This is a genomic window from Stenotrophomonas sp. SKA14 (genome assembly GCF_000158575.1).
In the GTDB taxonomy this organism is placed as follows: domain Bacteria; phylum Pseudomonadota; class Gammaproteobacteria; order Xanthomonadales; family Xanthomonadaceae; genus Stenotrophomonas; species Stenotrophomonas forensis.
In genome coordinates this window covers 4,036,190-4,059,840 of the sequence record NZ_DS999412.1, presented here as the reverse complement: position 1 = coordinate 4,059,840, position 23,651 = coordinate 4,036,190, and the positions used below count along the sequence as shown (strand labels likewise).

Here is a 23,651-nt window from a genome sequence, read left to right as displayed (position 1 = left end):
AGCCGGTGCTGTGTCCCTGTATCCCCGGCGCATTACTGGCACGTAGGTCGAAGGCTCGACTCCCGTAACCAGTGCCGGTCTTCCAGTAGAGCCATCCTACGGCTGGCAAAGCCGAAGCCGGCCATCTGTCGCATCCTGCACGTCAAATCGGCCCATCGGGTCAAGTTGCACCAAGCACTCGGTGCTCCATGCATTCAGTTGCTGCGCTTCATACAACTACTGGTAAGCGAGAAGCGTCACGCGCCTCTCTCGTTACTGCGCTTTTTACGGCACCGCATGTCGTCGCCACCTAGGCATCAGCGGGCTCGCGTCTTCTCGTGTCGCCCTCGCCATCTACTGGGCATGCAACAATTCGTACCGCTCCTTCCGATGCATCCGAACCTTTCGGATTTTTCTCATTGAATCGAAGGTGCAGGCGTAAACAACATGGCGCGCCACCGAAAAAGGGTGGCCGGGCGTGCAAACCCGACCATAGCTGTAAACGCTTGCCAGCCGGCACCGCCCAAAAGCGGTGCCGGCTGGCAATCCGTCGGCCTATATGGCGGGCGGTGCGTGGGGGTCTCCGGACCCGCCGGTTTAGCTATGCCCGGTTTGCAACCCGCACCGTCCGCCACCCCGCTTCCGCGCGGTGGCAGTGTTAAGTACAGCCACGGAAGCCGACGCCATGACCACTCGCAAGATTCCGCCATTCCCCGTCGATGAACCCACCAACGACGACGACAACCCCGCTTTTGACCTCAGCACCTTCCAGGGCTGCCTCAAGCGCATCCGCGATGGCGAAGGGTCCGATGGCATGCTGTGGCCAGAAGAGAACCTGTCAGACGGCCGCCGTCAGTCCCTGGCCAGGATCGACCGTGCGGCGGTGGGCATGCTGACGGCGGTGGAAATGCTGCATGCGGCCAGTCGCTGCGAATCCATGGCCACGCCCGACCGCCATCTGGATGAGGGCGTCGTCGAGGGGCTGTTCTTCGCATGCCGTGAGCTGGCTGAACTGGTGTGCAGGGAAGTACGGCCGTCCTGACCTGCCGCGCATGGCTGAACACGTTCAGTAGGCTTTGCCGGTCCGGTGGCTTTGGCGGGGCCGGGCCCGATGCTACGCTGCGTGCCCGCGCTGCTGGGACAGCCCGCGGGTGCGCGGTGCGACAACGTGTCGCAGCCAGATCGGCGCCTTTCCTGCGCTCGATCATTGTCAATGCCTTTCTTAAATGGTGGGTGACGGCCTAAAATTGTAGGGCTGACTCGACCCCACCTCCCTGCCTGTCCCCGGACCGGTGGGACCGGCTTTGGCCGGAACAGGCAGGACGGGGAACGGCATTCCCTCGCAATTGGATCGACCGATGATTCCGTTGAAAACCCTTGGGCGCTGGTTGCGCCCGGGCCTGCTGCTGTCGTTGCTGGTGATGCTCACCGGCTGCGATGCCGTGGCCATCCTCAGTCCGAAGGGCCAGATCGGCCAGGATGAGAAGACCCTGCTGATCACGGCTACCGTGCTCATGCTGCTGGTCGTCATCCCGGTCATCATCATGACCCTGACCTTCGCGTGGAAGTATCGCGCCTCCAACACCAAGGCCCGTTACGAGCCGAAGTGGTCCCACTCGACGGCGATCGAGGTGGTGGTGTGGTCCATTCCCTGCATGATCGTGCTGGTGCTGGCGGTCCTGACCTGGCGTTCGTCGCACGCGCTTGACCCGTACAAGCCGCTGGAATCGGACGTCAAGCCGGTCACCATCGAGGCGATCTCGCTGGACTGGAAGTGGCTGTTCATCTATCCGGAAGAGAAGGTGGCGGTCGTCAACGAAATCAAGTTCCCGGTCAACACGCCGCTGAACTTCAAGATCACGTCCGACACGGTGATGAATGCCTTCTTCATCCCGCACCTGGGCAGCATGATCTACTCGATGGCTGCGATGGAGACCAAGCTCCATCTGATTGCCAACGAGACCGGTGAATTCCCGGGCATGTCCTCGCACTACAGCGGCGCGGGCTTCGCCAAGATGCACTTCACCGCCTACTCGGTCACCGATGCCGAATACCGCCAGTGGCTGGACCAGGTCCGTGCCGGCGAGCAGACCCTGGACAAGGCCTCGTTCAAGGCCCTGGGTGAAGCACGCAACGCCGAGTGGTACCCGGTCACCTACTTCGGCAAGACCGAAGAAGGCCTGTTCAACTGGGTCATCGCCAAGCACATGGGCGACAACAAGCACTACGGCATGAAGCACGAACACGCCGGTGCCGCCGCTGCCGATGCCGCCAGCCATGAAGCGCACGAGGGCCACGCCCCCAGTGACGCGCATGATTCCAAGGAATCGGGTGAAAACCTGGATGCCAACGAACACGAACACGCAGGCCATGCCGGCCACGCGGGTTCGGGAGAATGAACATGTTGGGAAAACTCTCTATTGAGTCGATCCCCCACGATCCGATCGTGCTGACCACCCTGGTCGGCGCGGTGCTGGGTGGCCTGGGCGTCATGGCCCTGATCACCAAGTTCAAGCTGTGGGGTTATCTGTGGAAGGAGTGGTTCACTTCGGTGGACCACAAGAAGATCGGCGTGATGTACCTCATCGTCGCCTTCGTCATGCTGCTGCGCGGTTTCTCCGACGCCATCATGATGCGTACCCAGCAGGCGCTCGCCGTCGGCGGGTCCGAGGGTTACCTGCCGCCGCACCACTACGACCAGATCTTCACCGCCCACGGCGTGATCATGATCTTCTTCGTGGCGATGCCGCTGATCACCGGCCTGATGAACCTGGCCGTGCCGCTGCAGATCGGTGCGCGCGACGTCGCGTTCCCGTTCGTCAACTCGCTCAGCTTCTGGCTGTTCGTGTCCGGCGCGGTGCTGATCATGCTGTCGCTTTGGATCGGTGAATTCGCCGCCACCGGCTGGCTGGCGTTCCCGCCGTTGTCGGGCATCGAATACAGTCCAAGCGTCGGCATGGACTACTACATCTGGGGTCTACAGGTCGCAGGCCTGGGTACCACGCTGAGCGGTATCAACTTCTTCATCACCATCCTGAAGATGCGTACCCCCAGCATGAAGCTGATGCAGATGCCGGTGTTCACCTGGACCGCCCTGGTGACCAACGTGCTGATCGTCGCTGCCTTCCCGGTGCTGACCATCACCCTGGTGCTGCTGACCCTGGACCGTTACCTGGGTACGCACTTCTTCACCAATGACGGTGGCGGCAACGCCATGCTGTACATCAACCTGATCTGGATCTGGGGCCACCCGGAGGTGTACATCCTGGTCCTGCCGGCGTTCGGTGTGTTCTCCGAAGTCATCGCGACCTTCTCGCGCAAGGCGCTGTTCGGCTACAAGGGCATGGTCTACGCCACCGCCTGCATCGGCGTGCTGTCGTTCATCGTGTGGCTGCACCACTTCTTCACCATGGGCTCGGGTGCCAACGTCAATGCCTTCTTCGGCATCACGACGATGATCATCTCGATCCCGACCGGCGTGAAGATCTTCAACTGGCTGTTCACCATGTTCCGCGGTCGCGTGCAGTTCACCACGCCCGTGCTGTGGACCATCGGCTTCATGGTCACCTTCACCATCGGCGGCATGACCGGCGTGATGCTGGCGATCCCGGCCATCGACTTCGTGCTGCACAACAGCCTGTTCCTGATCGCCCACTTCCACAACGTCATCATCGGCGGCGTGGTGTTCGGCATGTTCGCCGGCATCACCTACTGGTGGCCGAAGATGTTCGGCTTCCGCCTCAATGAGTTCTGGGGCAAGTGCGCGTTCTGGTGCTGGTTCATCGGCTTCTATGTGACCTTCATGCCGATGTACGTGCTGGGCTTCATGGGCATGACCCGTCGTCTGCAGAGCACCGTCAACCCGGCCTACGAGCCGCTGCTGCTGGTGGCCGCTGCAGGTGCCTTCATCGTCGGCGCCGGCATCCTGTGCCAGATCATCCAGGTGGCCGTGTCGATCCGCGACCGCAAGAAGACTGCCGACCTGACCGGCGACCCGTGGGATGCCCGTACGCTGGAGTGGGAAACCTCTTCGCCGCCGGCCTTCTACAACTTCGGCACGCTGCCGGAAGTCACCGAGCTGGACGATTTCTGGGAGCGCAAGCAGCGTGGTGAAGCCTGGCCGAAGCCGGCCAAGTACACCGACATCCACATGCCGCGCAACACCGGCACGGGCGTGGTCATCGGTGCCTTCAGCCTGGTGTTCGGCTTCGCGATGATCTGGCACATCTGGTGGCTGGCCATCGTTGGCTTCGTCGGCATGATCGCCACGTTCATCTACCGCACCTTCGACCAGGACGTGGACTACTGGGTCCCGGCCGCCGAGGTGGAACGCATCGAGAACGAACACCGCAAGCACCTGGAAAACCAGGGCCTGGTGAAGTCGGAGCTGAAGGCATGAGCACCAATACCTCGACCCTGAGCCACGGGCACGCCGCGCATGCGGCGGCCCATGGCCATGACGACCACGAGCACCACGACACCGGCGGCAACACCGTCTTCGGTTTCTGGGTGTACCTGATGAGCGACTGCCTCATCTTCGCCTCGCTGTTTGCCACCTATGTGGTGCTGTCCGGCGGTACCGATGGCGGCCCCGGCGCGAAGGACCTGTTCGAGCTGCCGTTCGTGGCGTGGGAAACCGCGCTGCTGCTGACCTCGTCGCTGACCTTCGGCCTGGGCATGATCGCCATGCACCGCAAGCAGATGGGCCAGATGTACCTGTGGCTGGCCATCACCTGGCTGCTGGGCTTCGGCTTCATGTGCATGGAAGTGTGGGAGTTCCAGCACCTGATCCACCAGGGCTACGGTCCGGACCGCAGTGCCTTCCTGTCGGCGTTCTTCGCCCTGGTCGGTACCCACGGCCTGCACGTCAGCGCCGGCCTGCTGTGGCTGCTGGTGATGTTCGTGCAGCTGAAGAAGTACGGCCTGACCCCGACCAACAAGACCCGCATGGCGTGCCTGAGCCTGTTCTGGCACTTCCTGGACCTGATCTGGATCGGCGTGTTCTCCGTCGTCTACCTCAATGGAGCGCTGTAATGGCACATGACAACCATGCACACGACCACGGCACCGGCGGCGAAAGCCATGGCACCGTGAAGTCGTACCTGATCGGCTTCGTGCTGGCGGTGGTGCTGACCGTCATCCCGTTCTGGATGGTGATGTCGGGTGATTTCTCGCGCACCGTCAACGGTGTGGTGATCGCGATCACCGCGGTACTGCAGATGCTGGTCCACCTGGTGTTCTTCCTGCACCTGGACCGCTCTTCGGAAAGCCGCTGGAACGTCAACGCTGCGGCCTTCACCGTGGTGGTGATCGGCATCATCGTGGTCGGTACCCTGTGGGTCATGCACAACATGAACGTGCACATGATGCACTGACGTCCTCGCGACGTTGCCACGCAGAAAGGCCGCCCCCGGGCGGCCTTTTTGTTTTTCCGTTGTCCGGTAGTGCCGGCCGCTGGCCGGCAATCGCGGGAAGCCGGCCAGCGGCCGGCTCTACCCCGCCACCTTGCGCAGGAACTCCTCGGCCTCCATCGGCCGCCCCAGGTGATAACCCTGCAACTGGTCGCAGCCCAGTTCGCTCAGGTACTCGCGCTGCGCCTGCGTCTCCACGCCTTCGGCCACCACCTGCAGCTGCAGGGTGCGGCCCAGCGCGATGATCGACGAGACGATGGCGGCGTCCTCGTCATTGCATTCCAGGTCGTGCACGAAGGCGCGGTCGATCTTCAGTTCGGTGGCCGGCATGCGCTTGAGGTACAGCAGGCTGGAATAGCCGGTGCCGAAATCGTCGATGGCAATGTGCACGCCCATCGCGGTCAGGTCGTTGAGGATCGCCAGGCTGGCATCGACATCCTTCATCGCCGTGGTCTCGGTGATCTCCAGGGTCAGTCGTGCCGGTTCGATCCGGTGCCGCTGCAGCACCTCGCGCACGCTGTCCAGCAATGCCGGCGAGGCGAACTGCAACGGCGACAGGTTCACCGCCATCGACCATTCGCTGTGCCCCGCGTCGTGCCACGCACGCAGCTGCGCACACGCACGGTCCAGCACCCAGTCGCCAATCGGCAGGATCAGGCCGCTGCGCTCGGCGATGGGGATGAACACATCCGGGGCCAGCAGGCCCAGCTCCGGGTGTTGCCAGCGCAGCAGCGCCTCGGCGCCGGTGGCCGGTGCGCCCGCGGCCGGGAACTTGGGCTGGTAATGCAGGATCAGTTCGTCGCGGGCGATGGCCTTGCGCAGGTCCTGCAGCAGGCGCAGCTGGCGGTTGGCGCTCAGCTGCATCGACGGGGTGAAGAAGGTGTAGCCGTTCCGGCCGGTTTCCTTGGTGTGGTACATCGCCGCATCGGCGTGCGCCATCAGTTCGCGCTCGTTGCCGGCATCGTCCGGGTACAGCGCGATGCCGAGGCTGGCACTGACCTGCAGTTCGGCCGCATCCAGCGTGAACGGCTCGCCGGCCGCGGCGATGATGCGCTCGGCCACCACCACCGCATCGTCGGGAATGTCGATGGCCAGCACGATCACGAACTCGTCGCCGCCGAGGCGGGCGAAGGTATCCTGCGGCCGCAGCAGGCCGCCGATGCGCTGCGCCACCGCCACCAGCAGGCGGTCGCCCAGCTGGTGGCCGTAGGCATCGTTGACCGCCTTGAAACCGTCCAGGTCGCAGAACATCACCGCCACGGTATGGCCGCGGCGGCGCGCCTTCTCGATGGCCTGTTCGATGCGGTCCTGCAGCAGCATGCGGTTGGGCAGCTGGGTGAGCGGGTCATGCAGCGCGGCCTGGATCAGCTTGTTGTTGGCGCGCGCCAGCGAATCGGCCAGCAGCCCGGTGCGCACGCGCATCTGCCGGTCGAACAGCGAGGCAACCAGCGCGATGCCCAGCGTGGCCACGGTGGTGACGATCACCAGCACCGCCAGCCAGCGGGTGTCGATGGCGCCGCTGCCGACCGCGCCGCAGATGCTGCCTTCGGGGAAGCGCGCCGCGGCCATGCCGGTGTAATGCATGCCGACGATGGCCAGGCCCATCACCAGCGAGGCCAGGGCGCGCAGGCGCAGGGTGTTGTGCTGCTCGGCACGCAGGCGGAAGGCGATCCACAGCGCGGCGCCGGCGGCACCGATGGCCACCGCGATCGATGCGGCGAACCAGCCCGGGTGGTAATCGATGCCCGGCTGCATGCGCATCGCCGCCATGCCGAGGTAGTGCATGGTGGCGATGCCCAGCCCCATCAGCACCGCGCCGGCCAGCAGCCGTCGCCACGGCAGGCTCGGCCGCGACACCAGCCACAGCGCATAGGCCGAGGCACCCATGGAGACCGCCAGCGAGTACAGGGTGATGCCGAGGTCGTAGCCCACCGGAATCGGCAGGTCGAAGGCGAGCATGCCGATGAAGTGCATCGACCAGATGCCCAGGCCCATCGCTGCCGCGCCCCCGGCCAGCCACCAGCGGGCCACGCGGCCTTCGGCGGTGGCCAGGCGGCCGGCCATGTCCAGCGCGGTGTACGAAGCAAGAATGGCCACCAGCAGCGAGATGGCAACCAGGCTCTGACTGTAACTGCCAGTCATGTTGAATCCAGTGGGAGAAGGGAGGGGCGCCCGCAAGGCGCACGCCCGCGACCCCTATCGGCGCGGGTGGGCGGGACTTGAGCGGTCGCAGCACCTGCGACCCGGCTCGGCTATCCTGCCACGCCTGTTCCCGTTGCTGGAAATCATCCGATGGCAAAAGCCCGCACCGCCTACGTCTGCAATGAATGCGGCGCCGAATACAGCAAGTGGCAGGGCCAGTGCACCGAGTGCAATGCCTGGAACTCGCTGTCGGAGATCGTGCTGGAGAGCGCGGCGGCGGCCAAGGCGCCGGCCTCGCGCCGGGCCGGCTGGGCCGGCAAGATCGATCCGCCGAAGATCACCGCGTTGAAGGACGTCGAGCAGACCGAGCACCGCCGGGTCTCCACCGGCATCGGCGAGTTCGACCGCGTGCTGGGCGGCGGCCTGGTCGAGGGTGCAGTGGTGCTGGTCGGTGGCGATCCGGGCATCGGCAAGTCGACCCTGCTGCTGCAGGCGGTGGCCAAGATGGCGGCTGAGCTGCCGGTGCTGTATGTCACCGGCGAGGAATCTCTGGCCCAGGTGGCCGGCCGTGCGCACCGGCTGGAGCTGCCCTTGGACGGTGTGAATGCGCTGGCCGAGACCGGGGTTGAATCGATCCTGCAGCATGCGTCCAGGGCCGGCCCGCGGCTGATCGTGGCCGATTCGGTGCAGACCCTGTGGACCGAAAGCCTGACCGCCGCGCCCGGCTCGGTCAGCCAGGTGCGCGAGAGCGCGGCGCGGCTGGTGCGCTTCGCCAAGGAGACCGGCACCGCCGTGTTCCTGGTCGGCCACGTGACCAAGGAGGGCGGCATCGCCGGCCCGCGCGTGCTGGAGCACATGGTCGATGCGGTGCTGTACTTCGAGGGTGAGAGCGGCAGCCGCTTCCGCCTGTTGCGCGCGTTCAAGAACCGCTTCGGTGCGGTCAACGAGCTGGGCGTGTTCGCGATGGGCGACAAGGGCCTGAAGGAGGTCTCCAATCCGTCGGCGATCTTCCTGTCCGGGGGCAGTACCCACCAGCCGGGCAGCTGCGTGATGGTCACCCGCGAGGGTACCCGGCCGCTGCTGGTGGAGGTGCAGGCGCTGGTCGATGCATCGCCGCTGTCGAATCCGCGCCGTGTCGCCGTTGGCCTGGAGCAGAACCGCCTGGCCATGCTGCTGGCGGTGCTGCACCGTCACGGCGGCGTGCTGGTCGGCGACCAGGACGTGTTCGTCAATGTGGTCGGTGGCATCCGCGTGCAGGAAACCGCCGCCGACCTGCCGGTGCTGCTGGCGGTGCTGTCCTCGTTGCAGGACCGGCCGCTGGCGGAGAAGACGATTGCCTTTGGCGAGGTCGGCCTGTCCGGCGAGATCCGTCCGGTGCCCAATGGCGAAGACCGCCTGCGCGAGGCCGCCACCCATGGGTTCAAGCGCGCCATCGTGCCCAAGGCCAACGCGCCCAAGGGCGGATCGGTGAAGGGCATGGAAGTGATCGCGGTGGAGCGGTTGTCCGAGGCCATCGACGCGGCGTGATGCAGGTTACGTAGAGTCGAGCTTGCTCGACTGCTGGCAGAACAGCAGTCGAGCAAGCTCGACGCTACGTGGATGAGGCAGTCGACACGGCACCGGTCAGGCTTGCTGTGCTAGTTTTTCCCGCTCGTCGAAGGCGCCCTCTGGCGCCTTTCCGTGCCCAGGAGTAAACGATTACATGCAGGACACCGCGCTCACCGCCCCCAACGCCGAAATCCGTCGCGCCGGGGTCGATCTCAATGGACTGATGACGGTGCTGGGCAAGCACCTGTATTCCACCCCGATGGTGGCGCTGCGCGAGCTGGTGCAGAACGCGCACGACTCGATCATCCGTCGCCGCATCGAGCAGCCCGGCGTCGATGTGCCCTCGCGCATCGCGGTGCAGGTCGATGCCGGTGCCGGCATGCTGCGCATCACCGATACCGGCGCCGGCCTGACCCGCCAGGAAATCCATGACTACCTCGCCACTGTCGGCGTCGGTTACACCCGAGGCCTGCGCCAGGGCAGCGAGGACGACGATGGCCTGATCGGCATGTTCGGCCTGGGCTTCCTGTCGGCGTTCGTGCTGGCGCGCCGCGTCAGCGTGCGCACCACCTCCTACCAGACGCCCGAGCTGGGCCATCTGTACGTGTCCAGCAACGCCGAGCAGTACACCGTCAGCGAAGTGCCGGCACGTGCGGTCGGCACCGAGGTGGAGCTGGAGCTGCATCCGGATTTCCTGCCGCTGGCCAACGAGGCGCGCCTGCACGAGGTGCTGGGCCGCTACTGCGCGCTGCTGTCCGAGCCGATCTTCATCGGCGCCGCAGCCGAGGCGCTCAACCCTGAGCCGCCGCCGTGGCGTGGCCAGCATGATGTCGCGCTGCATCCGGTGCAGGCGCGCCGGCAGGCGCTGCAGTTTGCTGCGCGCTTCGAGCACGATTTCGAACCGATCGTGACCGTGCCGCTGCGTGCCGATGGCGGCAGTGATGCCACCGGCCTGCTGTGGGTGCAGGACGGTGCCACCTATGGCACCAGCGACAACCGCAACCTGTCGGTGTTCGTGCGCGGCATGCTGCTGGACGACGATGCGCGCGACCTGCTGCCGCCGTGGGCCGGGTTCATCGGCGGGGTGATCGAATCGTCCCGCCTCACGCCCACCGCCAGCCGCGAAGACCTGCAACGCGATGACCAGTACCGCGCCGTGCAGCACGCGCTGCTGGAAGCGCTGATCGACGGCCTGGCCGACGTCGCCCTGCAGCAGCCGGAAGCGTGGCGGCGCGTACTGACCCGTCACAACGAGGCGCTGCTGGGCGCGGCACTGTGTGATGACCGCCTGTTCGACCTGCTGCTGGAACACGTGCGCGTGCCGACCTCGCAGGGTGACCTGCCGGCCAGTGCATTGCCGGCGCGCGGTGCCGTGCACGTGATCCTCGACAACGGTGGCGGCTTCGAGGAAATGCTGTTCCGCGCGATGGGCGTGCCGGTCGCGCATGGCCATCGCTATGCGGTGGTGCCGTTCCTGCGACGCTGGGCCCAGGCCAAGGGACTGCGCCTGGTCGAACTCGGCACCGAGCAGGGCAACCGCGCGTTGTTCCGCAGCGACGACAGCCTCGACGAAGCACAGTTGGCATGGTTGCGTGAGCAGTTGGGCGACGGTGAGCAGCTGCTGCCGGCGCGCTTCAGCCCGGAGGCGCTGCCGGTGGTGGTGGTGCCCGACCGCGAGGCCGAGCTGAAGCAGCGGCTGGAAGACGACGAGAACGACAAGCGTGTGTCGATGGCGGCGCTGCGCCTGGCGCGGCAGTTCACCGCGCGCATCGAATCGCGCGCGCCGTCGCGGCTGTATCTCAATCTCGACAATCCGGCGGTGCAGGCGCTGCTGCGCGCGCAGCGCGAGGGCCATCCGCAGGCCGAAGCTGCGGCGCGCCTGCTGCGCTCGCTGAAGATCATCGTTGCCGCGCAGGGCCGTCCGTTGGCCCGCGCGACCGCTACGCCGGGCCCGGATCTCAACGGCGCATTCTCTGATATTGCCGGTGCCCTGCAGCAGATGCTGCGCTGAGCACCGCCCCCTCTCATCCAGCCTTCGCTAGACAGGAGCACTTACCCCATGGACATCTGGAACTGGGTCGAAAAACTGCAGGGCGACCTGCGCCAGGCCGGCCAGGCGCAGAACGCGCACCTGCTGAACCGCCTCGCCGACGAGGTGAGTGAACTGCGTGTCGACCGCGTCGACGCGCTGCTGCCCGAGGCGCGCGCGCTGGGCAAGGCGCTGGACAACCCGTGGGTCGACGTCTACGTCGGCCATTGGGCGCTGCGCAACCGTGTCGGCAATCGTGTCGAGGGCGAGAGCGCGCTGGGCGAAGCGGTGGCGCTGTTCGAGCGGGCGCACCGCGAGGACACGCTGGAGTGCCCGCAGTCGATCTGCGTGACCCAGGACCTGGCCGCCTGCTACGGCAACATCGATGGCCCGGGCTGGGTGCCCGAGCGCATCGAGGTGTGCGATGAGACGCTGGCGCGCATCAATCCCGGCTGGGCCTGCTTCCAGTGCCTGAGCTGCGAGAAGGCCGATGCGCTGCTCGATGATGGCCGGGGCCAGGATGCGCTCGACTACCTGCAGGTGCAGTCCGATGCGATCGAGGCCTGTGGCAAGGAAGTGTTCGACAGCTTCCCGGAGATGCAGATCAAGATCCTGCTGGGCATGGGGCGCGCCGAGGAGGCGCTGGTGCTGATCGAAAAGCGCGAGGCCGAAGTGGCCGCGTCCGGTGAGTACGAGCCGGCCAACTGCACGGTGCCGCGCCGCCTGTCCAAGGCCTGGGCGCTGGCCCAGCTGGGACGCGATGAAGAGGCGCTGCAGGAGCTGGTGCCCTGGAGTGAACTGACCCCGACCTACTGGCGGTTGTGGGCGAACACCGCCGCCGTGCTGTGCCAGCGCGATCCGGCACGCAACACCTGGGATCTGGGCACGCGCTACTCCACCATCATTGAGCACTTCGCCCAGGTGGGTTCTCACCGCCTGCTGATCGAAGTGGCTGCGCTGAGCCTGGAGCTGGCACTGCAGCGCGGTGCGCGCTGGGTCGCGCAGCGCCAGCTGGCACTGGCCCGCACTCATCTGGCGCAGTTGCGCCAGGACCGCGGTGCGGCGGCGCTGGTGGCTGGCCTGGCCGCGCGCATCGAGGCGTTGCCGGAGGTGGCGCCGCTGCCGGTTCCCGCGGGCGACCTGCTGGCGTGGCTGAGCGAGCAGGGCGAGCAGAACCAGTCGCGTGACCCCGAACGCGAGGCGCAATGGCTGCTGCAGGCGCAGGCGCAATTGCCCGATGACGAAGCGCTGGCCGAGACGGCCGCCTCCGCGCTGGCTGCCTGCGGTGCGCAGGCCGAGGCGCGCGCGCTGCTGTGGCAGTTCGTGCAGGCGCACGCGCAGGAAGACGGCCCGGTGGCCTACACCCTGATGCGCTGGCTGACCGAGCAGGGCGACGACGATGGCCTGCGTTGCCTGGCCGACGTCTATCGCGGCAGCGTGCCGGTGTTCGCGCACTGGTGCGAGGTGCAACGTGCCCGCCGCGTGTCCGACTGGCCGGCGCTGGAGCAGGCCGCGTTGGCCCTGCTGGCGGCCTCGCCGGGTTCGCACGGTGCGCGCGGTACGCTGGCGCGGATGTACATGGAGACCGGCCGCTTCAGCGAAGCACAGGCCTGCTATGCGCAGCTGGTGGAGCTGCTGGAAGAACCGAACGCCGCGCACTGGGATCACATGAGCGCCGCCAGCGCGGCACGCGACTGGGACGCAGTGCGCCGCTCGGCGGCGGCGATCGGCATGGAGCTGTCCAGCCAGGACGGCGTGGTCGAGGAGCCGTGGGGTTGGGTGATCATCCGCAGCGAAGAGCATGGCGAGCCGATGGAGTACTACGCACGCCGCAGCGGCCCGGTCACCGCGCGCATCGTAGAGAACGCACCGGCCAACCGCGCCCAGCAGGTCGGCGACTGGGTGGTGTTCGATGCTGCGCTGGTGCATCCGGCACCGGAAGAGGAGGAAGCGCGCGAGCACTTCATCCCGACCTACGCGCAGGTGCATGTGCTGGAGCGCGGCGGCTTCGCCCGCAGCTGGCTGATCGATGGCGCGCACCCGGGCGAAGATGCCTGGAACGCCTTTGTTGAGGGCGCCGAAGCGCAGGGTTGGCAGGTCTGGTCGCACAGCCGCCCGGACTACACCGTGACCGATCCGGACGCGGACGAGGGCACCCTGCCGGGCGTGCTGTTCACCGTGGCCCAGCCGCAGGACCATGCGCCGCTGGCGCTGCATCGCTTCCTGCAGCAGCAGACCGCGACGTGGCCACATCCGCACTGCTGGCTGCGCCTGGCCGAAGCCTGCGACCAGGACCGCCAGCCGCATCTGGATGTGATCGAGCGCTACGGGTTGTAAGCCCGGCGTCGGGTGGTGCCGGCCGCCGGCCGGCAGCGCCATGCGATGCTGTGTTGCCGGCCAGCGGCCGGCACTACCCCAAGGAGAGACCTATGCGAAAGACAGGGATGTGGATGATCGCCGGGCTGCTGCTGGCCCCTGCCGTGCAGGCCGCGCCGGCCTGCCAGGCGCCGGTGGCCGTGGCGCGCGCGTTCTACGAGGCGACGACGGGCAAGGGGGATCTGTTGGAGCCGCCGCCTGCGCTGGTCAGCCCGGCATTCGGCAAGGCGCTGCGCGGCGAACGTGCCTGCCAGGTGCGCGAGGAGGGCATCTGCACGATCGATTCCGACCCCTGGCTGGATGGCCAGGACGGTGACATCGACAGCGCGGTGGACTACCAATGGCGGCAGGATTCGGCCAGTGCCGGCGTGGTCGAGATGCGCTACACCGTGTGGAAGCAGGCGCGCCTGACCCGCGTACCGATGGTCCGGCAGGGCAACGGCTGCTGGCAGGTCGATGACATCGTGACCCGTCGCGGCCAGTCGGTGCGGAAGATCCTCGCCCAGCCGGTGCCCTGAACCGCCTACGGCATCCACGCAGGGTGCTGTCCAGTTGCCGGCCAGCGGCCGGCACTACCATGCGATGTTGGGGTGGGTGCCGACCGTGGGTCGGCACGCCGCTATCGCGAATGCCCGAACACCAGTTCGATCACGAACTGGCTGCCGAAGAACGCCAGCAACAGCAATAGCATCGCCGCCAGCGTCCAGTGCACCGCCTTCATGCCGCGCCAGCCATAGCGGCGGCGGCCGATCAGCAGCACGCCGAACACGATCCACGACAGCACGCTGAGCACGGTCTTGTGCACCAGCTTCTGCGCCAGCAGGTCGTCGACGAACAGCACGCCGGTGACCAGGGTCAGGGTCAGCAGCGCGAAACCGACGGTGATCACCCGGAACAGCAGCGATTCCAGGTCGGCCAGCGGCGGCAGTGCGCGCAACCACGGCCGGAACTCGCGGCGGCACAGCGCGCGCTCCTGCAGCCACAGCATGATCGCCAGCAGTGCGGCGATGCTCAGCGTGGCGTAGGCCAGCAGCGCCAGCCAAGCGTGGCTGGCCAGGCGCCAGCCCAGCACCCTGCTCGGTTCGTGGCCGTAGCCGTGGTAGGCCAGCAGCAGCACCGCGGCCAGCGGAAATACGACCACGCCCAGCGCCGACATCCGACCGCGCGCGCCGACCAGCGAGGTCAGCCAGGCCATGCCCAGGCCCACCAGCGACAGCGCGGCGAAGAAGTGCATGTCCGGCCCGCCATTGGTGCGCATCGCCACCATCACGTGGTAGCCACCATGCAGCAGCATCGCCGGCAGGGCCGGCCACAGCCAGGTGGGGGAGCCGGTGGTTTCATCGCGGCCGAGCGCGCGCACCAGCAGGGCACTGGCGGCCAGGTAGAGCAGGACGGCGATGAGAACGATTGTCATCGTTGCAGTTTCGCATACCCCCGCGGTGGTGGCGACGGCCGCGGCGTCGCAGCCCGGCAGGCGGGGCGGACCCGTTATACTGTCTGCCTTATTGTCCCCCGTTTTCAGACAGGTCGTACCGCATGTTCGAGTCCCTGACCCAGCGCCTTTCCGGCACCATCGAGCGCCTGCGTGGCCGTGGCCGCCTGACCGAGGAGAACATCCGCGAGGCGACCCGCGAGGTCCGCATCGCGCTGCTCGAAGCCGACGTTGCGCTGCCGGTGGTGCAGGCCCTGATCGAGCGCATCAAGGTGCGCGCGGTCGGCCAGGAAGTGCTGAAGTCGCTGACCCCGGGCCAGGCCCTGATCAAGGTCGTGCGCGACGAACTGACCGCGGTGATGGGTGCTGAAGCCAGCGACCTGAACCTCAATGTTCCGGCCCCGGCCATCATCCTGATGGCGGGCCTGCAGGGCGCCGGCAAGACCACCACCGTGGGCAAGCTGGCCAAGCACCTGAAGGAAAAGCGCAAGAAGAAGGTGATGGTGGTGTCGGCCGACGTCTACCGTCCGGCCGCGATCGAGCAGCTGAAGACCCTGGCCGAGCAGGTCGGCGTGCTGTTCTTCCCGTCCAGCGCCGACCAGAAGCCGGAAGCCATCGTCCGCGCCGCCATCGATGATGCGCGCAAGTCGTTCGTCGACGTGCTGCTGGTCGATACCGCCGGCCGCCTGGCCATCGACGAAGCGATGATGGCCGAGATCAAGGCCCTGCACGCGGCAGTAAACCCGGCCGAAACCCTGTTCGTGGTCGACGCCATGACCGGCCAGGACGCGGCCAACACCGCCAAGGCCTTCGGCGATGCACTGCCGCTGACCGGCGTGGTGCTGACCAAGACCGACGGTGACGCCCGTGGCGGTGCCGCGCTGAGCGTGCGCTACATCACCGGCAAGCCGATCAAGTTCGTCGGTGTCAGCGAAAAGCCGGAAGGCCTGGACGTGTTCCACCCGGACCGTATCGCCAGCCGCATCCTCGACATGGGCGACGTGCTGTCGCTGGTCGAGCAGGTCGAGCAGCAGGTCGACAAGGACAAGGCCGCCAAGCTGGCCGAGAAGGTCGCCAAGGGCAAGAAGTTCGACCTGAACGACATGCGCGACCAGCTGGAGCAGATGCAGAACATGGGCGGCATCGGCGGCCTGATGGACAAGCTGCCGGGCCTGGGCAACATCCCCGACCATCTGAAGCAGCAGGTCAGCCAGGGCAAGGAAGTGCCGCGCATGATCGCCATCATCAGCTCGATGACCAAGAAGGAACGGCGCAACCCGAACCTGCTCAACGGCTCGCGCCGCGCGCGCATCGCCAAGGGCTCGGGCGTGACCCCGGCCGACGTCAACAAGCTGATGAAGCAGTACATGCAGATGGAAAAAATGATGAGCAAGATGGCCGGCGGCGGCATGAAGGGCATGCTGCGCAGCATGAAGGGCATGATGGGGGCCATGGGCGGCCGCGGCATGCCGTTCCGTTGATCCGGATCAGGGCCTGAACCGATTGGGATCCGGCCCCGATTGCAACGACTGGCGTATGCTGGGCAGCGACTTCTCCCACAGGTATGTCGCGTGAACGCATCGCCGATTCTTGAACGCGCCGACACCTTCTGTCGGCGTTTTTCATTGCAGCTTCCGATCCTGCTGGCACCGATGGCCGGCGCCTGTCCGGTGCCGTTGTCGGCCGCGCTGGCCAACGCCGGCAGCATGGGCGCGATGGGCGCGGTGCTGTCGTCATCGGCCGACATCGGCCGTTGGATGGACGACTTCCGTGCCGCTTCCACCGGTCCGGCACAGGTGAACCTGTGGGTGCCGGACCCGGCGCCGACCCGTGATGTTGCCGCCGAGGCTGCCAGCCGCACCTTCCTTGCACAGTGGGGGCCGGACGTGCCGGCCAGTGCCGCCGATGCCACGCCTGCCGACTTCGAAGAACAGTTTGCCGCGCTGCTGGCGGCGCGCCCGGCAGTGGCCTCGACCATCATGGGCGTGCTGCAGCCACGCCACGTGCAGCAGCTGAAGGATGCCGGCATTGCCTGGATCGCCTGTGCAACCACCTTGTCCGAAGCACGCGCCGCACAGGACGCCGGTGCCGATGCCGTGGTGGCGCAGGGCGTGGAAGCGGGCGGCCATCGCGGTTCCTTTGATCCGGCGATGGCCGAGCGCCAGCTGGTCGGGCTGTTCGCGCTGCTGCCGCGCCTGGCCGATCACCTGCGGATTCCGGTCATCGCTGCCGGTGGCATCGCCGATGGCCGTGGCATCGCCGCCGCGCTCACCCTCGGCGCCAGCGCCGTGCAGATCGGCACGGCCTTCCTGCGCACGCCCGAAGCGGCGATCGCCTCGGCGTGGGCCGACGGGCTGGCCGCCAGCGAGCCGGAGGATACCTGGCCGACGCGTGCCTTCAGTGGCCGCCTCGGCCGTGGCCTGGCCACCCCTTATGTGCGTGCCGCCGCCGCGGATGGCGCACCTGCGCCGCGTCCGTACCCGGTGCAGCGCGGCCTGACCGCACCGATGCGCAGGCAGGCCGTACAGGAAAACCGGCTGGCGGCGATGCAGGCCTGGGCCGGGCAGTCGGCATGGATGGCCCCGGCACAGCCGGCCGCCGACGTGCTGCGTGGCATGTGGCAACAGGCGCAGGCGCTGCTGCGATGACGGTGACCTGCAACGGCCAGCCGGCGCAGGTCGAAGATCTGCTGCCGGCACTGGTCAACTATGGCCATTTCACCTCGCTGCAGGTGCGTGGCGGTGCCGTGCAGGGGCTCGACCTGCATCTGGCGCGGTTGTCGCAGGCCACGCGCGAACTGTTTGGCAGCGAACTGGATACGGCGCAGGTGCAGGCGTGGATGGCGCAGGCGCTGCAGCAGGCGGCGCGGGCCGATGCCTCGCTGCGGGTGACGGTGTACTCGCGCCACTTCGATTTCCGCAGCCCGCTGGCGGCGGTGCCGGTGGACGTGCTGGTGGCCGTCTCGGCGCCGGTGGCGCTGAGCGCACCCAAGCGGGTGCGCAGCGTGGTCTGGCAGCGCGAGCTGCCGCAGATCAAGCACGTAGGCACCTTCGGTCTGTTCGCCGAGCGGCGTGCGGCGATGGCCGAAGGGTTCGACGATGCCTTGCTGGTCGGCAGCGACGACTGCATCAGCGAAGGCACGACCTGGAACCTGGCCGTCCACGACGGTCATCAGTTGCTCTGGCCGCGCGCCCCCGCCCTGCGTGGTACCGCCGAGAGCCTGCTGATGCAGCACTGGCCCGGCCCGCAGGTCACCCGGCCCCTCCCGCGGGCGGCCCTGGACGGCGTGAAGGCGGCCTTTGCCTGCAATGCCAGTGGCCTGTGGGCGCTGGAGGCCATCGACGGGCATGTCCTGCCGGGTTCGCAGGCGCTGGCTGAACAGGTCAGGGCGGTGCTGGCAGGGGTGGCTTGGGACGAGCTGGGCTGAAAGCCCCGCCGGGCATGGTTCGGCGCTACCGTGAAGGTCGGGGACCGCCGGGGTTGGCTCGGCCGGGCACTGCCGCTATAATCGCCCGCTTACCTCGCCATCCTGGCGACTGGGCAATAGGAAAAACACCATGGTCAAGATTCGACTGACCCGCGGCGGCGCCAAGAAGCGTCCGTTCTACCACATCATCGTCACCGACGTGCGCAGCGCGCGCGACGGCCGCAACATCGAGCGCGTTGGCTTCTACAACCCGGTCGCCCAGGGCGCCGAGAAGCGCATCGAGCTGGACCTGGCCCGCGTTGACCATTGGGTCAAGAACGGCGCCCAGCCGACCGACAAGGTCCGCAACCTGATCAAGGAAGCGACCAAGTCCCAGGCCGCTGCGGCCTGATCCTGACGGGCCACGCTTCGGCGTGGCCCTCTTGGTTGAAGCAGATGAAAGATATCGAGCGCCGCATCCTGCTGGGCAGGGTTGTCGGCGCTTTTGGTGTGCGCGGCGAGATCAAGCTCGAGTCCTGGACCGAGCCACGTTCCGCCATTTTCCGTTACCAGCCGTGGATCGTGCGCAGCCCGTCCGGCGTGGAAACCACGATTGAGGGTGTGCGTGGCCGCGACAGCGGCAAGCACCTGGTCGCCCGTTTCCCCGGCGTCGAGGACCGCGATACCGTCGAAGCAATGCACGGCACCGAGGTCTACGTGGCGCGCAGTGCGTTGCCGCCGCCGAAGCCCGATGAGTACTACTGGGTGGACCTGGAAGGCCTGGACGTGAAGACCACCGAGGGCGTTGCCCTGGGCCAGGTCTCGCACCTGTTCAGCACCGGCGCCAACGACGTGGTGGTGGTCCGTGGCGACCGCGAGCGGATGATTCCGTTCGTGCAGCCGGACTTCGTCAAATCGGTCGACTTCGAGGCCAACCTGGTCGTGGTCGACTGGGATCCCGAGTTCTGAGTGTGAGCATGCGTTTCGATGTCATCACCCTGTTCCCCGAGTTCCTCGCCCAGTCCGCTGGGTTGGGCGTGGTCGGGCGTGCGCAGGAGAAGGGCCTGTTCAGCCTGCATGGCTGGAATCCCCGTGATTACGCCGAAGGCAACTACCGCCGGGTGGACGACCGTCCGTTCGGCGGTGGCCCGGGCATGGTGATGCTGATCGAGCCGCTGCAGGCCTGCCTGCAGGCGATCCGCGACGCCGACCCGGCCCCGGCGCGGGTGATCTACCTCAGCCCGCAGGGCGCACCGCTGACCCAGGCCAAGGTGCGGGAACTGGCGGCATTGCCGCGCATGGTCCTGCTCTGCGGCCGCTACGAAGGCATCGACGAGCGTTTCCTGGAAGCCAATGTCGACGAGGAGATTTCCCTCGGCGATTACGTGCTGTCCGGGGGCGAGCTGGGCGCGGCGGTGATCATCGACGCCGTGGCCCGCCTGCAGGACGGCGCCCTGAACGACGCCGAATCGGCGGCACAGGACAGCTTCGAGGGTGACCTCGGCCTGCTCGACTGCCCGCATTACAGCCAGCCGGCCCAGCATCCGCTGGGTGACGTGCCGGAGGTGCTGCGCTCGGGCAACCACGCGGCCATCGCTGCCTGGCGCCGCCAGCAGTCGCTGGTCCGTACCGCCCAGCGGCGCCCGGACCTGCTGGATGAACAGGCGCTGGGCAAGGCCGACCGCAAACTGCTGGAGCAGGCCCGGCAGGGCCTGAAACAGAAGGCCGGCCCCTAGCGCAGGGCTGGCTTTATCGGCTATCATGGCCAATTCCCGCCAGCCTCGGCCGGCGCGCGCAGTACCCACAACAAACGTGCAGCACAGTCCAGTGACTGCATCAGCCTACGTTGTCGAAACGACACACCCACCCGAACAAGAATCGGTGTAACCCATGAGCAAGCTGAACAAGTCCATCGTCGCGGAATTCGAATCCGCCCAGATCACCCGCGAACTGCCGAAGTTCAGCCAGGGCGACACCGTTGTCGTCAACGTGAAGGTGAAGGAAGGCAGCCGCGAGCGCGTGCAGGCCTACGAAGGCGTTGTCATCGCCACCAAGAATGCCGGCCTGAACTCCTCGTTCACCGTCCGCAAGATCTCGCACGGCTACGGCGTCGAGCGCGTGTTCCAGACCCACAGCGCCATCATCGACTCGGTCGAAGTGAAGCGTCGTGGTAAGGTCCGCGCCGGCAAGCTGTACTACCTGCGTGGCCTGGAAGGCAAGGCTGCCCGCATCAAGGAAGACCTGGCTGCCGCTGCTGCCGCCAAGGCTGCCCGTCTGGCCGAAAAGGCCTGATAAACAACTTCGGTTGTTGCCGCGACGGCCACCTTCGGGTGGCCGTTTGCGTTTCCGGCAGTGCATCGGTCACGATCAGGTGATGAGCGACATCAATCCGCGCTATCCCGCCGCCATCCAGTCGGCGCTGCGCTTTCTCGACGGCAAGGGGCTGGCGCGTGCGCAATCGGCCCCGCTGTTGCATCGGCTGCTGTGGCGCGTGGGCGTCGCATTGCCGCCGCCGATTCTGGCCGGCTTCGGTACCAACGCCTTGGTGCAGGGCCTGTTGTTCGGGCTGTTCTGGACCGGGCTGATGTGGCTGATGCTGTGGCAGGGCAGTGAGCGCCCGCTGGCCCTGCTGCTGGTCGCCGGGCTGCTGGCTGGTGCCTTGTTCGGTGTGGTGATGGCAGCGCTGATGCATGCGCTGCGGCGTCACCGCAAGCTGCCGGGCTGGCGCCAATTCCTGGCCGGCCAGACGGACTGAACAGATGGCGCAGCGCGCCATGACCGGCGGGCAGGCGCCGCGCTAGGCTGCGCTTTCCACTCAGATGGACGTGCCGTGCGATGCCTGCCAAGCGAACCGCACCTTCCGCCGTTCCCAGGCTGCTGTCCGGCGGCAACCCGCAGATCGCCAAGGGCGAGGGCGATGCCACGGTGCAGGCCTACATCGCGGCGATGCCAGACTGGAAACGACCGATCGGCGAGCGCCTGGATGCGCTGATCGAGCAGGCCGTGCCCGGCGTGCACAAAGCGGTGAAATGGAACTCGCCGATGTATGCGGTGGCCCCGGGCGCAGGCTGGTTCCTCAGCTTCCATTGCTTCACGCGCTACATCAAGGTGGCCTTCTTCCGCGGCGCTGCATTGAAGCCGGTGCCGCCCGAGCCGTCCAGAAGCGCCGATACGCGCTACCTGCACCTCCCGCAGGACGGCGTGCTGGATGAAGCACGCTTCCTCGGCTGGGTGCGGCAGGCGGCCGCATTGCCCGGCGAGCGCATGTAAGCCCGACGTTTCGATGTCCTTCCCGACGAGAGCACCTGATGGCCACGCATGCACCCAACCCTGCCGATGCCGGAACCCCGGCGGCCGAACTGATCGATGCACGCATCGCCGAACTGGGCGACTGGCGTGGCGAAACGCTGGCGCGCGTGCGTGCGCTGATCCATGAAGCGCTGCCGGAGGTGCAGGAGACGTGGAAGTGGCGGGGCACGCCAGTGTGGGAACACAACGGCATCCTGTGCACCGGCGAGACCTACAGGAAAGCGGTGAAACTGACCTTCGCCAACGGCGCGGCGCTGGCCGATCCGAAGGGGCTGTTCAATGCCAGCCTGGACGGCAACACGCGGCGCGCGATCGACATCCATGAAGGCGTGATGCCCAATGCCGCCGCGTTCAAGGCGCTGCTGCGCGAGGCGGCGACGTTCAACGCGGCGAAAAAGAAGAAGCGGTAGAGCCGGCCGCTGGCCGGCTGTTGCACGATGCTTCCGGAGCGGCATGAAGTTGCCGGCCAGCGGCCGGAACTACGGTGCATTGACCGATCCATGAGGTTGCCGGCCAGCGGCCGGCACTACCGTGGTGGCGTGGATTCCAATGCGGCATCCGGGTCGGCCACCGGCGAGGGCGGGCAGGCCGGAATTTCCGAGGGCGTGGCCAGTTCCTCGGCGTGCGACGGTTTGCCGATCATCTTCGCCTTGCGCCAGCCGCCCCAGCGGTAATACGCCAGCGACAGCAGCATCGATACGAACGAGCTGACCGGGAAACTCCACCAGATCGCATCGGCACCCCAGTATGGCTGCAGCAGTTCGGCGAACGGCACGCGCACGCCCCACAGCGAGCCGGCCAGGATCAGCAGCGGCGGAATCACCGCGCCGGTCGAGCGCACCACGCCGGAGATCACGAAGCTGACGCCGAAGAACAGGAACGAGCCGATCACCACGTGGTTGAGGTGGCGGGCGATGTCCAGTGCCTGGCTGGCCGGCGGCAGGAACAGCGCCAGCAGCTGGCGATCGAACAGCACCAGCGGCAGGATCAGCGCGCCGGTCAGCAGGAAGTTGAACAGCACGCCTTGGCGCGCGGTACCGCGCACGCGGTCCCAGCGCTGTGCGCCCACGTTCTGCGCGGCCATCGACGAGCAAGCCGCACCGATCGCCATCGCCGGCATCTGCAGGTAGTTCCACAGTTGCAGCGAGGCGCCATAGCCCGCGCCGGTAGCCGTGCCGTACTGGTTGACCATGGTCATCAGCAGGATCACCGACAGCGAGATCAGCACCATCTGCAGGCCCATCGGCACGCCCTTGAGCACCAGCGCCTTGAGGATGGTCAGGTCGAGCTTGAACAGGCGCATGTCGGCACGCCCCAGCCACAGCGTGTGGCGCTTGTGGCGCATGTACAGCAGCAGGCCAGCCAGCGACAGGGTCTGCGCGACCAGTGTGGCCCAGGCCGAGCCGGCGATGCCCAGCGCGGGGAATGGCCCCATGCCGAAGATCAGCACCGGGTTCAGCACGATGTCCAGCGCCACCGAGACCATCAGGAAGCGGAATGGCGTGCGCGAATCGCCGGCACCGCGCAGCGCGGCGGTGAGGAAGGCGAACGCGTACAGCGTCGGCATCGCCAGGAAGATGATCTGCAGGTAGGCCTCGGCCAGCGGCAGCGAGGCGGCTGGCGTGCCCATCGCCGCCAGCAGCGGATGGGCCATGAACCAGCCGGCGATGGCGATGATCGCCGACAGGCCGATGAAGAAGGTGGCGCTGGTACCGACCACGCGCCGCGCCTGGGCGATGTCGCGTGCGCCGATGGCCTGGCCGATCAGGATGGTCGAGGCCATGCCGAAGCCGAACACCGAGCCGATCAGGAAGAACATGATGTTGTTGGCGTTCGCGGTGGCGGTCAGCGCCGCCTCGCCGAGGAAACGCCCCACCCACACCGCATTCACCGAACCATTCAGCGACTGCGCGATGTTGCCGGCCAGGATCGGCAGGGAAAACAGCAGGAGATTGCGGCCGATCGGGCCGGAGGTCAGGTCAAGCGGCGCTTTGGCCATGGAGTGGTGATCGATTCCCG

22 protein-coding genes are annotated in these 23,651 nt (G+C 67.0%); 19 read left to right on the top strand and 3 right to left on the bottom strand.

What is annotated here, in order from left to right; translation table 11 throughout:
• Positions 1–664: 664 nt before the first annotated feature.
• The 5 genes from SSKA14_RS18400 to cyoD all read left to right on the top strand — a co-directional run bounded on the left by SSKA14_RS18400 (position 665) and on the right by cyoD (position 5,354).
• On the top strand, positions 665–1,021 hold the full coding sequence (locus SSKA14_RS18400) for a hypothetical protein (RefSeq protein WP_008267900.1): 357 nt from the start codon (positions 665–667) through the stop codon (positions 1,019–1,021).
• Between the two features lie 316 nt (positions 1,022–1,337).
• Positions 1,338–2,378, top strand: a complete 1,041-nt coding sequence (gene cyoA, locus SSKA14_RS18395) for a ubiquinol oxidase subunit II (protein ID WP_008267587.1) — start codon at positions 1,338–1,340, stop codon at positions 2,376–2,378.
• A gap of 2 nt (positions 2,379–2,380) precedes the next feature.
• The gene (cyoB, locus tag SSKA14_RS18390; protein WP_040008505.1) at positions 2,381–4,378 is read left to right on the top strand and encodes a cytochrome o ubiquinol oxidase subunit I; all 1,998 of its coding nucleotides are present in this window, start codon (positions 2,381–2,383) and stop codon (positions 4,376–4,378) included.
• A complete protein-coding gene (cyoC, locus tag SSKA14_RS18385; RefSeq protein ID WP_006425005.1) occupies positions 4,375–5,013 on the top strand; it encodes a cytochrome o ubiquinol oxidase subunit III in 639 nt (212 codons plus the stop codon). The genes cyoB and cyoC overlap by 4 nt, the downstream gene beginning before the upstream one ends.
• Positions 5,013–5,354 (top strand): cytochrome o ubiquinol oxidase subunit IV, encoded by a 342-nt coding sequence (gene cyoD / locus SSKA14_RS18380; RefSeq protein ID WP_005408584.1) that lies wholly within the window; start codon positions 5,013–5,015, stop codon positions 5,352–5,354. Before cyoC ends, cyoD begins: the two co-directional genes overlap by 1 nt.
• Before the next feature lie 117 nt (positions 5,355–5,471).
• On the opposite strand, the gene SSKA14_RS18375 is transcribed toward cyoD, so the two are convergent.
• A complete protein-coding gene (locus SSKA14_RS18375) occupies positions 5,472–7,532 on the bottom strand; it encodes a bifunctional diguanylate cyclase/phosphodiesterase (protein WP_008264960.1) in 2,061 nt (686 codons plus the stop codon).
• 150 nt (positions 7,533–7,682) lie between these two features.
• On the opposite strand from SSKA14_RS18375, the gene radA reads away from it, so the two are divergent.
• The 4 genes from radA to SSKA14_RS18355 all read left to right on the top strand — a co-directional run bounded on the left by radA (position 7,683) and on the right by SSKA14_RS18355 (position 14,003).
• A complete protein-coding gene (gene radA / locus SSKA14_RS18370) occupies positions 7,683–9,059 on the top strand; it encodes a DNA repair protein RadA (RefSeq protein WP_006425111.1) in 1,377 nt (458 codons plus the stop codon).
• Between the two features lie 175 nt (positions 9,060–9,234).
• Positions 9,235–11,091, top strand: a complete 1,857-nt coding sequence (locus SSKA14_RS18365; RefSeq protein ID WP_008267744.1) for an ATP-binding protein — start codon at positions 9,235–9,237, stop codon at positions 11,089–11,091.
• Between the two features lie 48 nt (positions 11,092–11,139).
• Positions 11,140–13,446 carry a tetratricopeptide repeat protein gene (locus SSKA14_RS18360; protein ID WP_008264630.1) on the top strand — a complete coding sequence of 769 codons (2,307 nt, stop codon included), beginning with the start codon at positions 11,140–11,142 and terminating at the stop codon, positions 13,444–13,446.
• Between the two features lie 92 nt (positions 13,447–13,538).
• A complete protein-coding gene (locus SSKA14_RS18355; protein WP_040008497.1) occupies positions 13,539–14,003 on the top strand; it encodes a hypothetical protein in 465 nt (154 codons plus the stop codon).
• Positions 14,004–14,104: 101 nt separating this feature from the next.
• On the opposite strand, the gene ccsA is transcribed toward SSKA14_RS18355, so the two are convergent.
• Positions 14,105–14,899: a cytochrome c biogenesis protein CcsA gene (ccsA, locus tag SSKA14_RS18350; RefSeq protein WP_008265949.1), complete on the bottom strand. Its 795-nt coding sequence runs from the start codon at positions 14,897–14,899 to the stop codon at positions 14,105–14,107.
• 122 nt (positions 14,900–15,021) lie between these two features.
• Between ccsA and ffh the strand changes: the two genes are divergently transcribed.
• From ffh to SSKA14_RS18300, 10 genes are all read left to right on the top strand, one after another.
• The gene (ffh, locus tag SSKA14_RS18345) at positions 15,022–16,398 is read left to right on the top strand and encodes a signal recognition particle protein (RefSeq protein ID WP_005408591.1); all 1,377 of its coding nucleotides are present in this window, start codon (positions 15,022–15,024) and stop codon (positions 16,396–16,398) included.
• A 48-nt stretch (positions 16,399–16,446) separates the two neighbouring features.
• Entirely contained in the window at positions 16,447–17,565 is a 1,119-nt protein-coding gene (locus tag SSKA14_RS18340) for a nitronate monooxygenase (protein ID WP_198283633.1), read from the top strand.
• On the top strand, positions 17,562–18,344 hold the full coding sequence (locus SSKA14_RS18335; RefSeq protein WP_008268012.1) for an aminotransferase class IV family protein: 783 nt from the start codon (positions 17,562–17,564) through the stop codon (positions 18,342–18,344). The genes SSKA14_RS18340 and SSKA14_RS18335 overlap by 4 nt, the downstream gene beginning before the upstream one ends.
• A gap of 130 nt (positions 18,345–18,474) precedes the next feature.
• Positions 18,475–18,735, top strand: a complete 261-nt coding sequence (gene rpsP / locus SSKA14_RS18330; RefSeq protein WP_005415733.1) for a 30S ribosomal protein S16 — start codon at positions 18,475–18,477, stop codon at positions 18,733–18,735.
• 44 nt (positions 18,736–18,779) lie between these two features.
• Positions 18,780–19,292: a ribosome maturation factor RimM gene (rimM, locus tag SSKA14_RS18325; protein ID WP_040008492.1), complete on the top strand. Its 513-nt coding sequence runs from the start codon at positions 18,780–18,782 to the stop codon at positions 19,290–19,292.
• Between the two features lie 8 nt (positions 19,293–19,300).
• The gene (gene trmD, locus SSKA14_RS18320) at positions 19,301–20,059 is read left to right on the top strand and encodes a tRNA (guanosine(37)-N1)-methyltransferase TrmD (RefSeq protein ID WP_008266530.1); all 759 of its coding nucleotides are present in this window, start codon (positions 19,301–19,303) and stop codon (positions 20,057–20,059) included.
• Between the two features lie 154 nt (positions 20,060–20,213).
• On the top strand, positions 20,214–20,615 hold the full coding sequence (gene rplS, locus SSKA14_RS18315; RefSeq protein ID WP_005408597.1) for a 50S ribosomal protein L19: 402 nt from the start codon (positions 20,214–20,216) through the stop codon (positions 20,613–20,615).
• 82 nt (positions 20,616–20,697) lie between these two features.
• Entirely contained in the window at positions 20,698–21,078 is a 381-nt protein-coding gene (locus SSKA14_RS18310) for a DUF6404 family protein (protein WP_008265027.1), read from the top strand.
• An 80-nt stretch (positions 21,079–21,158) separates the two neighbouring features.
• Positions 21,159–21,593 (top strand): DUF1801 domain-containing protein, encoded by a 435-nt coding sequence (locus tag SSKA14_RS18305; protein ID WP_008267627.1) that lies wholly within the window; start codon positions 21,159–21,161, stop codon positions 21,591–21,593.
• A gap of 38 nt (positions 21,594–21,631) precedes the next feature.
• Positions 21,632–22,042, top strand: a complete 411-nt coding sequence (locus SSKA14_RS18300) for a DUF1801 domain-containing protein (protein ID WP_008268147.1) — start codon at positions 21,632–21,634, stop codon at positions 22,040–22,042.
• A 116-nt stretch (positions 22,043–22,158) separates the two neighbouring features.
• Here SSKA14_RS18300 and SSKA14_RS18295 read toward each other — a convergent pair whose 3' ends face one another.
• The gene (locus SSKA14_RS18295) at positions 22,159–23,631 is read right to left on the bottom strand and encodes an MATE family efflux transporter (protein WP_008264555.1); all 1,473 of its coding nucleotides are present in this window, start codon (positions 23,629–23,631) and stop codon (positions 22,159–22,161) included.
• Positions 23,632–23,651: the final 20 nt, after the last annotated feature.

What these genes read in the sequence shown, in the direction of transcription:
- SSKA14_RS18400 (WP_008267900.1), top strand. Translation starts at nt 665, where the DNA reads ATGACCACTCGCAAGATTCCGCCATTCCCCGTCGATGAACCCACCAAC.
- cyoA (WP_008267587.1), top strand. Translation starts at nt 1,338, where the DNA reads ATGATTCCGTTGAAAACCCTTGGGCGCTGGTTGCGCCCGGGCCTGCTG.
- cyoB (WP_040008505.1), top strand. Translation starts at nt 2,381, where the DNA reads ATGTTGGGAAAACTCTCTATTGAGTCGATCCCCCACGATCCGATCGTG.
- cyoC (WP_006425005.1), top strand. Translation starts at nt 4,375, where the DNA reads ATGAGCACCAATACCTCGACCCTGAGCCACGGGCACGCCGCGCATGCG.
- cyoD (WP_005408584.1), top strand. Translation starts at nt 5,013, where the DNA reads ATGGCACATGACAACCATGCACACGACCACGGCACCGGCGGCGAAAGC.
- SSKA14_RS18375 (WP_008264960.1), bottom strand. Translation starts at nt 7,532, where the DNA reads ATGACTGGCAGTTACAGTCAGAGCCTGGTTGCCATCTCGCTGCTGGTG.
- radA (WP_006425111.1), top strand. Translation starts at nt 7,683, where the DNA reads ATGGCAAAAGCCCGCACCGCCTACGTCTGCAATGAATGCGGCGCCGAA.
- SSKA14_RS18365 (WP_008267744.1), top strand. Translation starts at nt 9,235, where the DNA reads ATGCAGGACACCGCGCTCACCGCCCCCAACGCCGAAATCCGTCGCGCC.
- SSKA14_RS18360 (WP_008264630.1), top strand. Translation starts at nt 11,140, where the DNA reads ATGGACATCTGGAACTGGGTCGAAAAACTGCAGGGCGACCTGCGCCAG.
- SSKA14_RS18355 (WP_040008497.1), top strand. Translation starts at nt 13,539, where the DNA reads ATGCGAAAGACAGGGATGTGGATGATCGCCGGGCTGCTGCTGGCCCCT.
- ccsA (WP_008265949.1), bottom strand. Translation starts at nt 14,899, where the DNA reads ATGACAATCGTTCTCATCGCCGTCCTGCTCTACCTGGCCGCCAGTGCC.
- ffh (WP_005408591.1), top strand. Translation starts at nt 15,022, where the DNA reads ATGTTCGAGTCCCTGACCCAGCGCCTTTCCGGCACCATCGAGCGCCTG.
- SSKA14_RS18335 (WP_008268012.1), top strand. Translation starts at nt 17,562, where the DNA reads ATGACGGTGACCTGCAACGGCCAGCCGGCGCAGGTCGAAGATCTGCTG.
- rpsP (WP_005415733.1), top strand. Translation starts at nt 18,475, where the DNA reads ATGGTCAAGATTCGACTGACCCGCGGCGGCGCCAAGAAGCGTCCGTTC.
- rimM (WP_040008492.1), top strand. Translation starts at nt 18,780, where the DNA reads ATGAAAGATATCGAGCGCCGCATCCTGCTGGGCAGGGTTGTCGGCGCT.
- trmD (WP_008266530.1), top strand. Translation starts at nt 19,301, where the DNA reads ATGCGTTTCGATGTCATCACCCTGTTCCCCGAGTTCCTCGCCCAGTCC.
- rplS (WP_005408597.1), top strand. Translation starts at nt 20,214, where the DNA reads ATGAGCAAGCTGAACAAGTCCATCGTCGCGGAATTCGAATCCGCCCAG.
- SSKA14_RS18310 (WP_008265027.1), top strand. Translation starts at nt 20,698, where the DNA reads ATGAGCGACATCAATCCGCGCTATCCCGCCGCCATCCAGTCGGCGCTG.
- SSKA14_RS18305 (WP_008267627.1), top strand. Translation starts at nt 21,159, where the DNA reads ATGCCTGCCAAGCGAACCGCACCTTCCGCCGTTCCCAGGCTGCTGTCC.
- SSKA14_RS18300 (WP_008268147.1), top strand. Translation starts at nt 21,632, where the DNA reads ATGGCCACGCATGCACCCAACCCTGCCGATGCCGGAACCCCGGCGGCC.
- SSKA14_RS18295 (WP_008264555.1), bottom strand. Translation starts at nt 23,631, where the DNA reads ATGGCCAAAGCGCCGCTTGACCTGACCTCCGGCCCGATCGGCCGCAAT.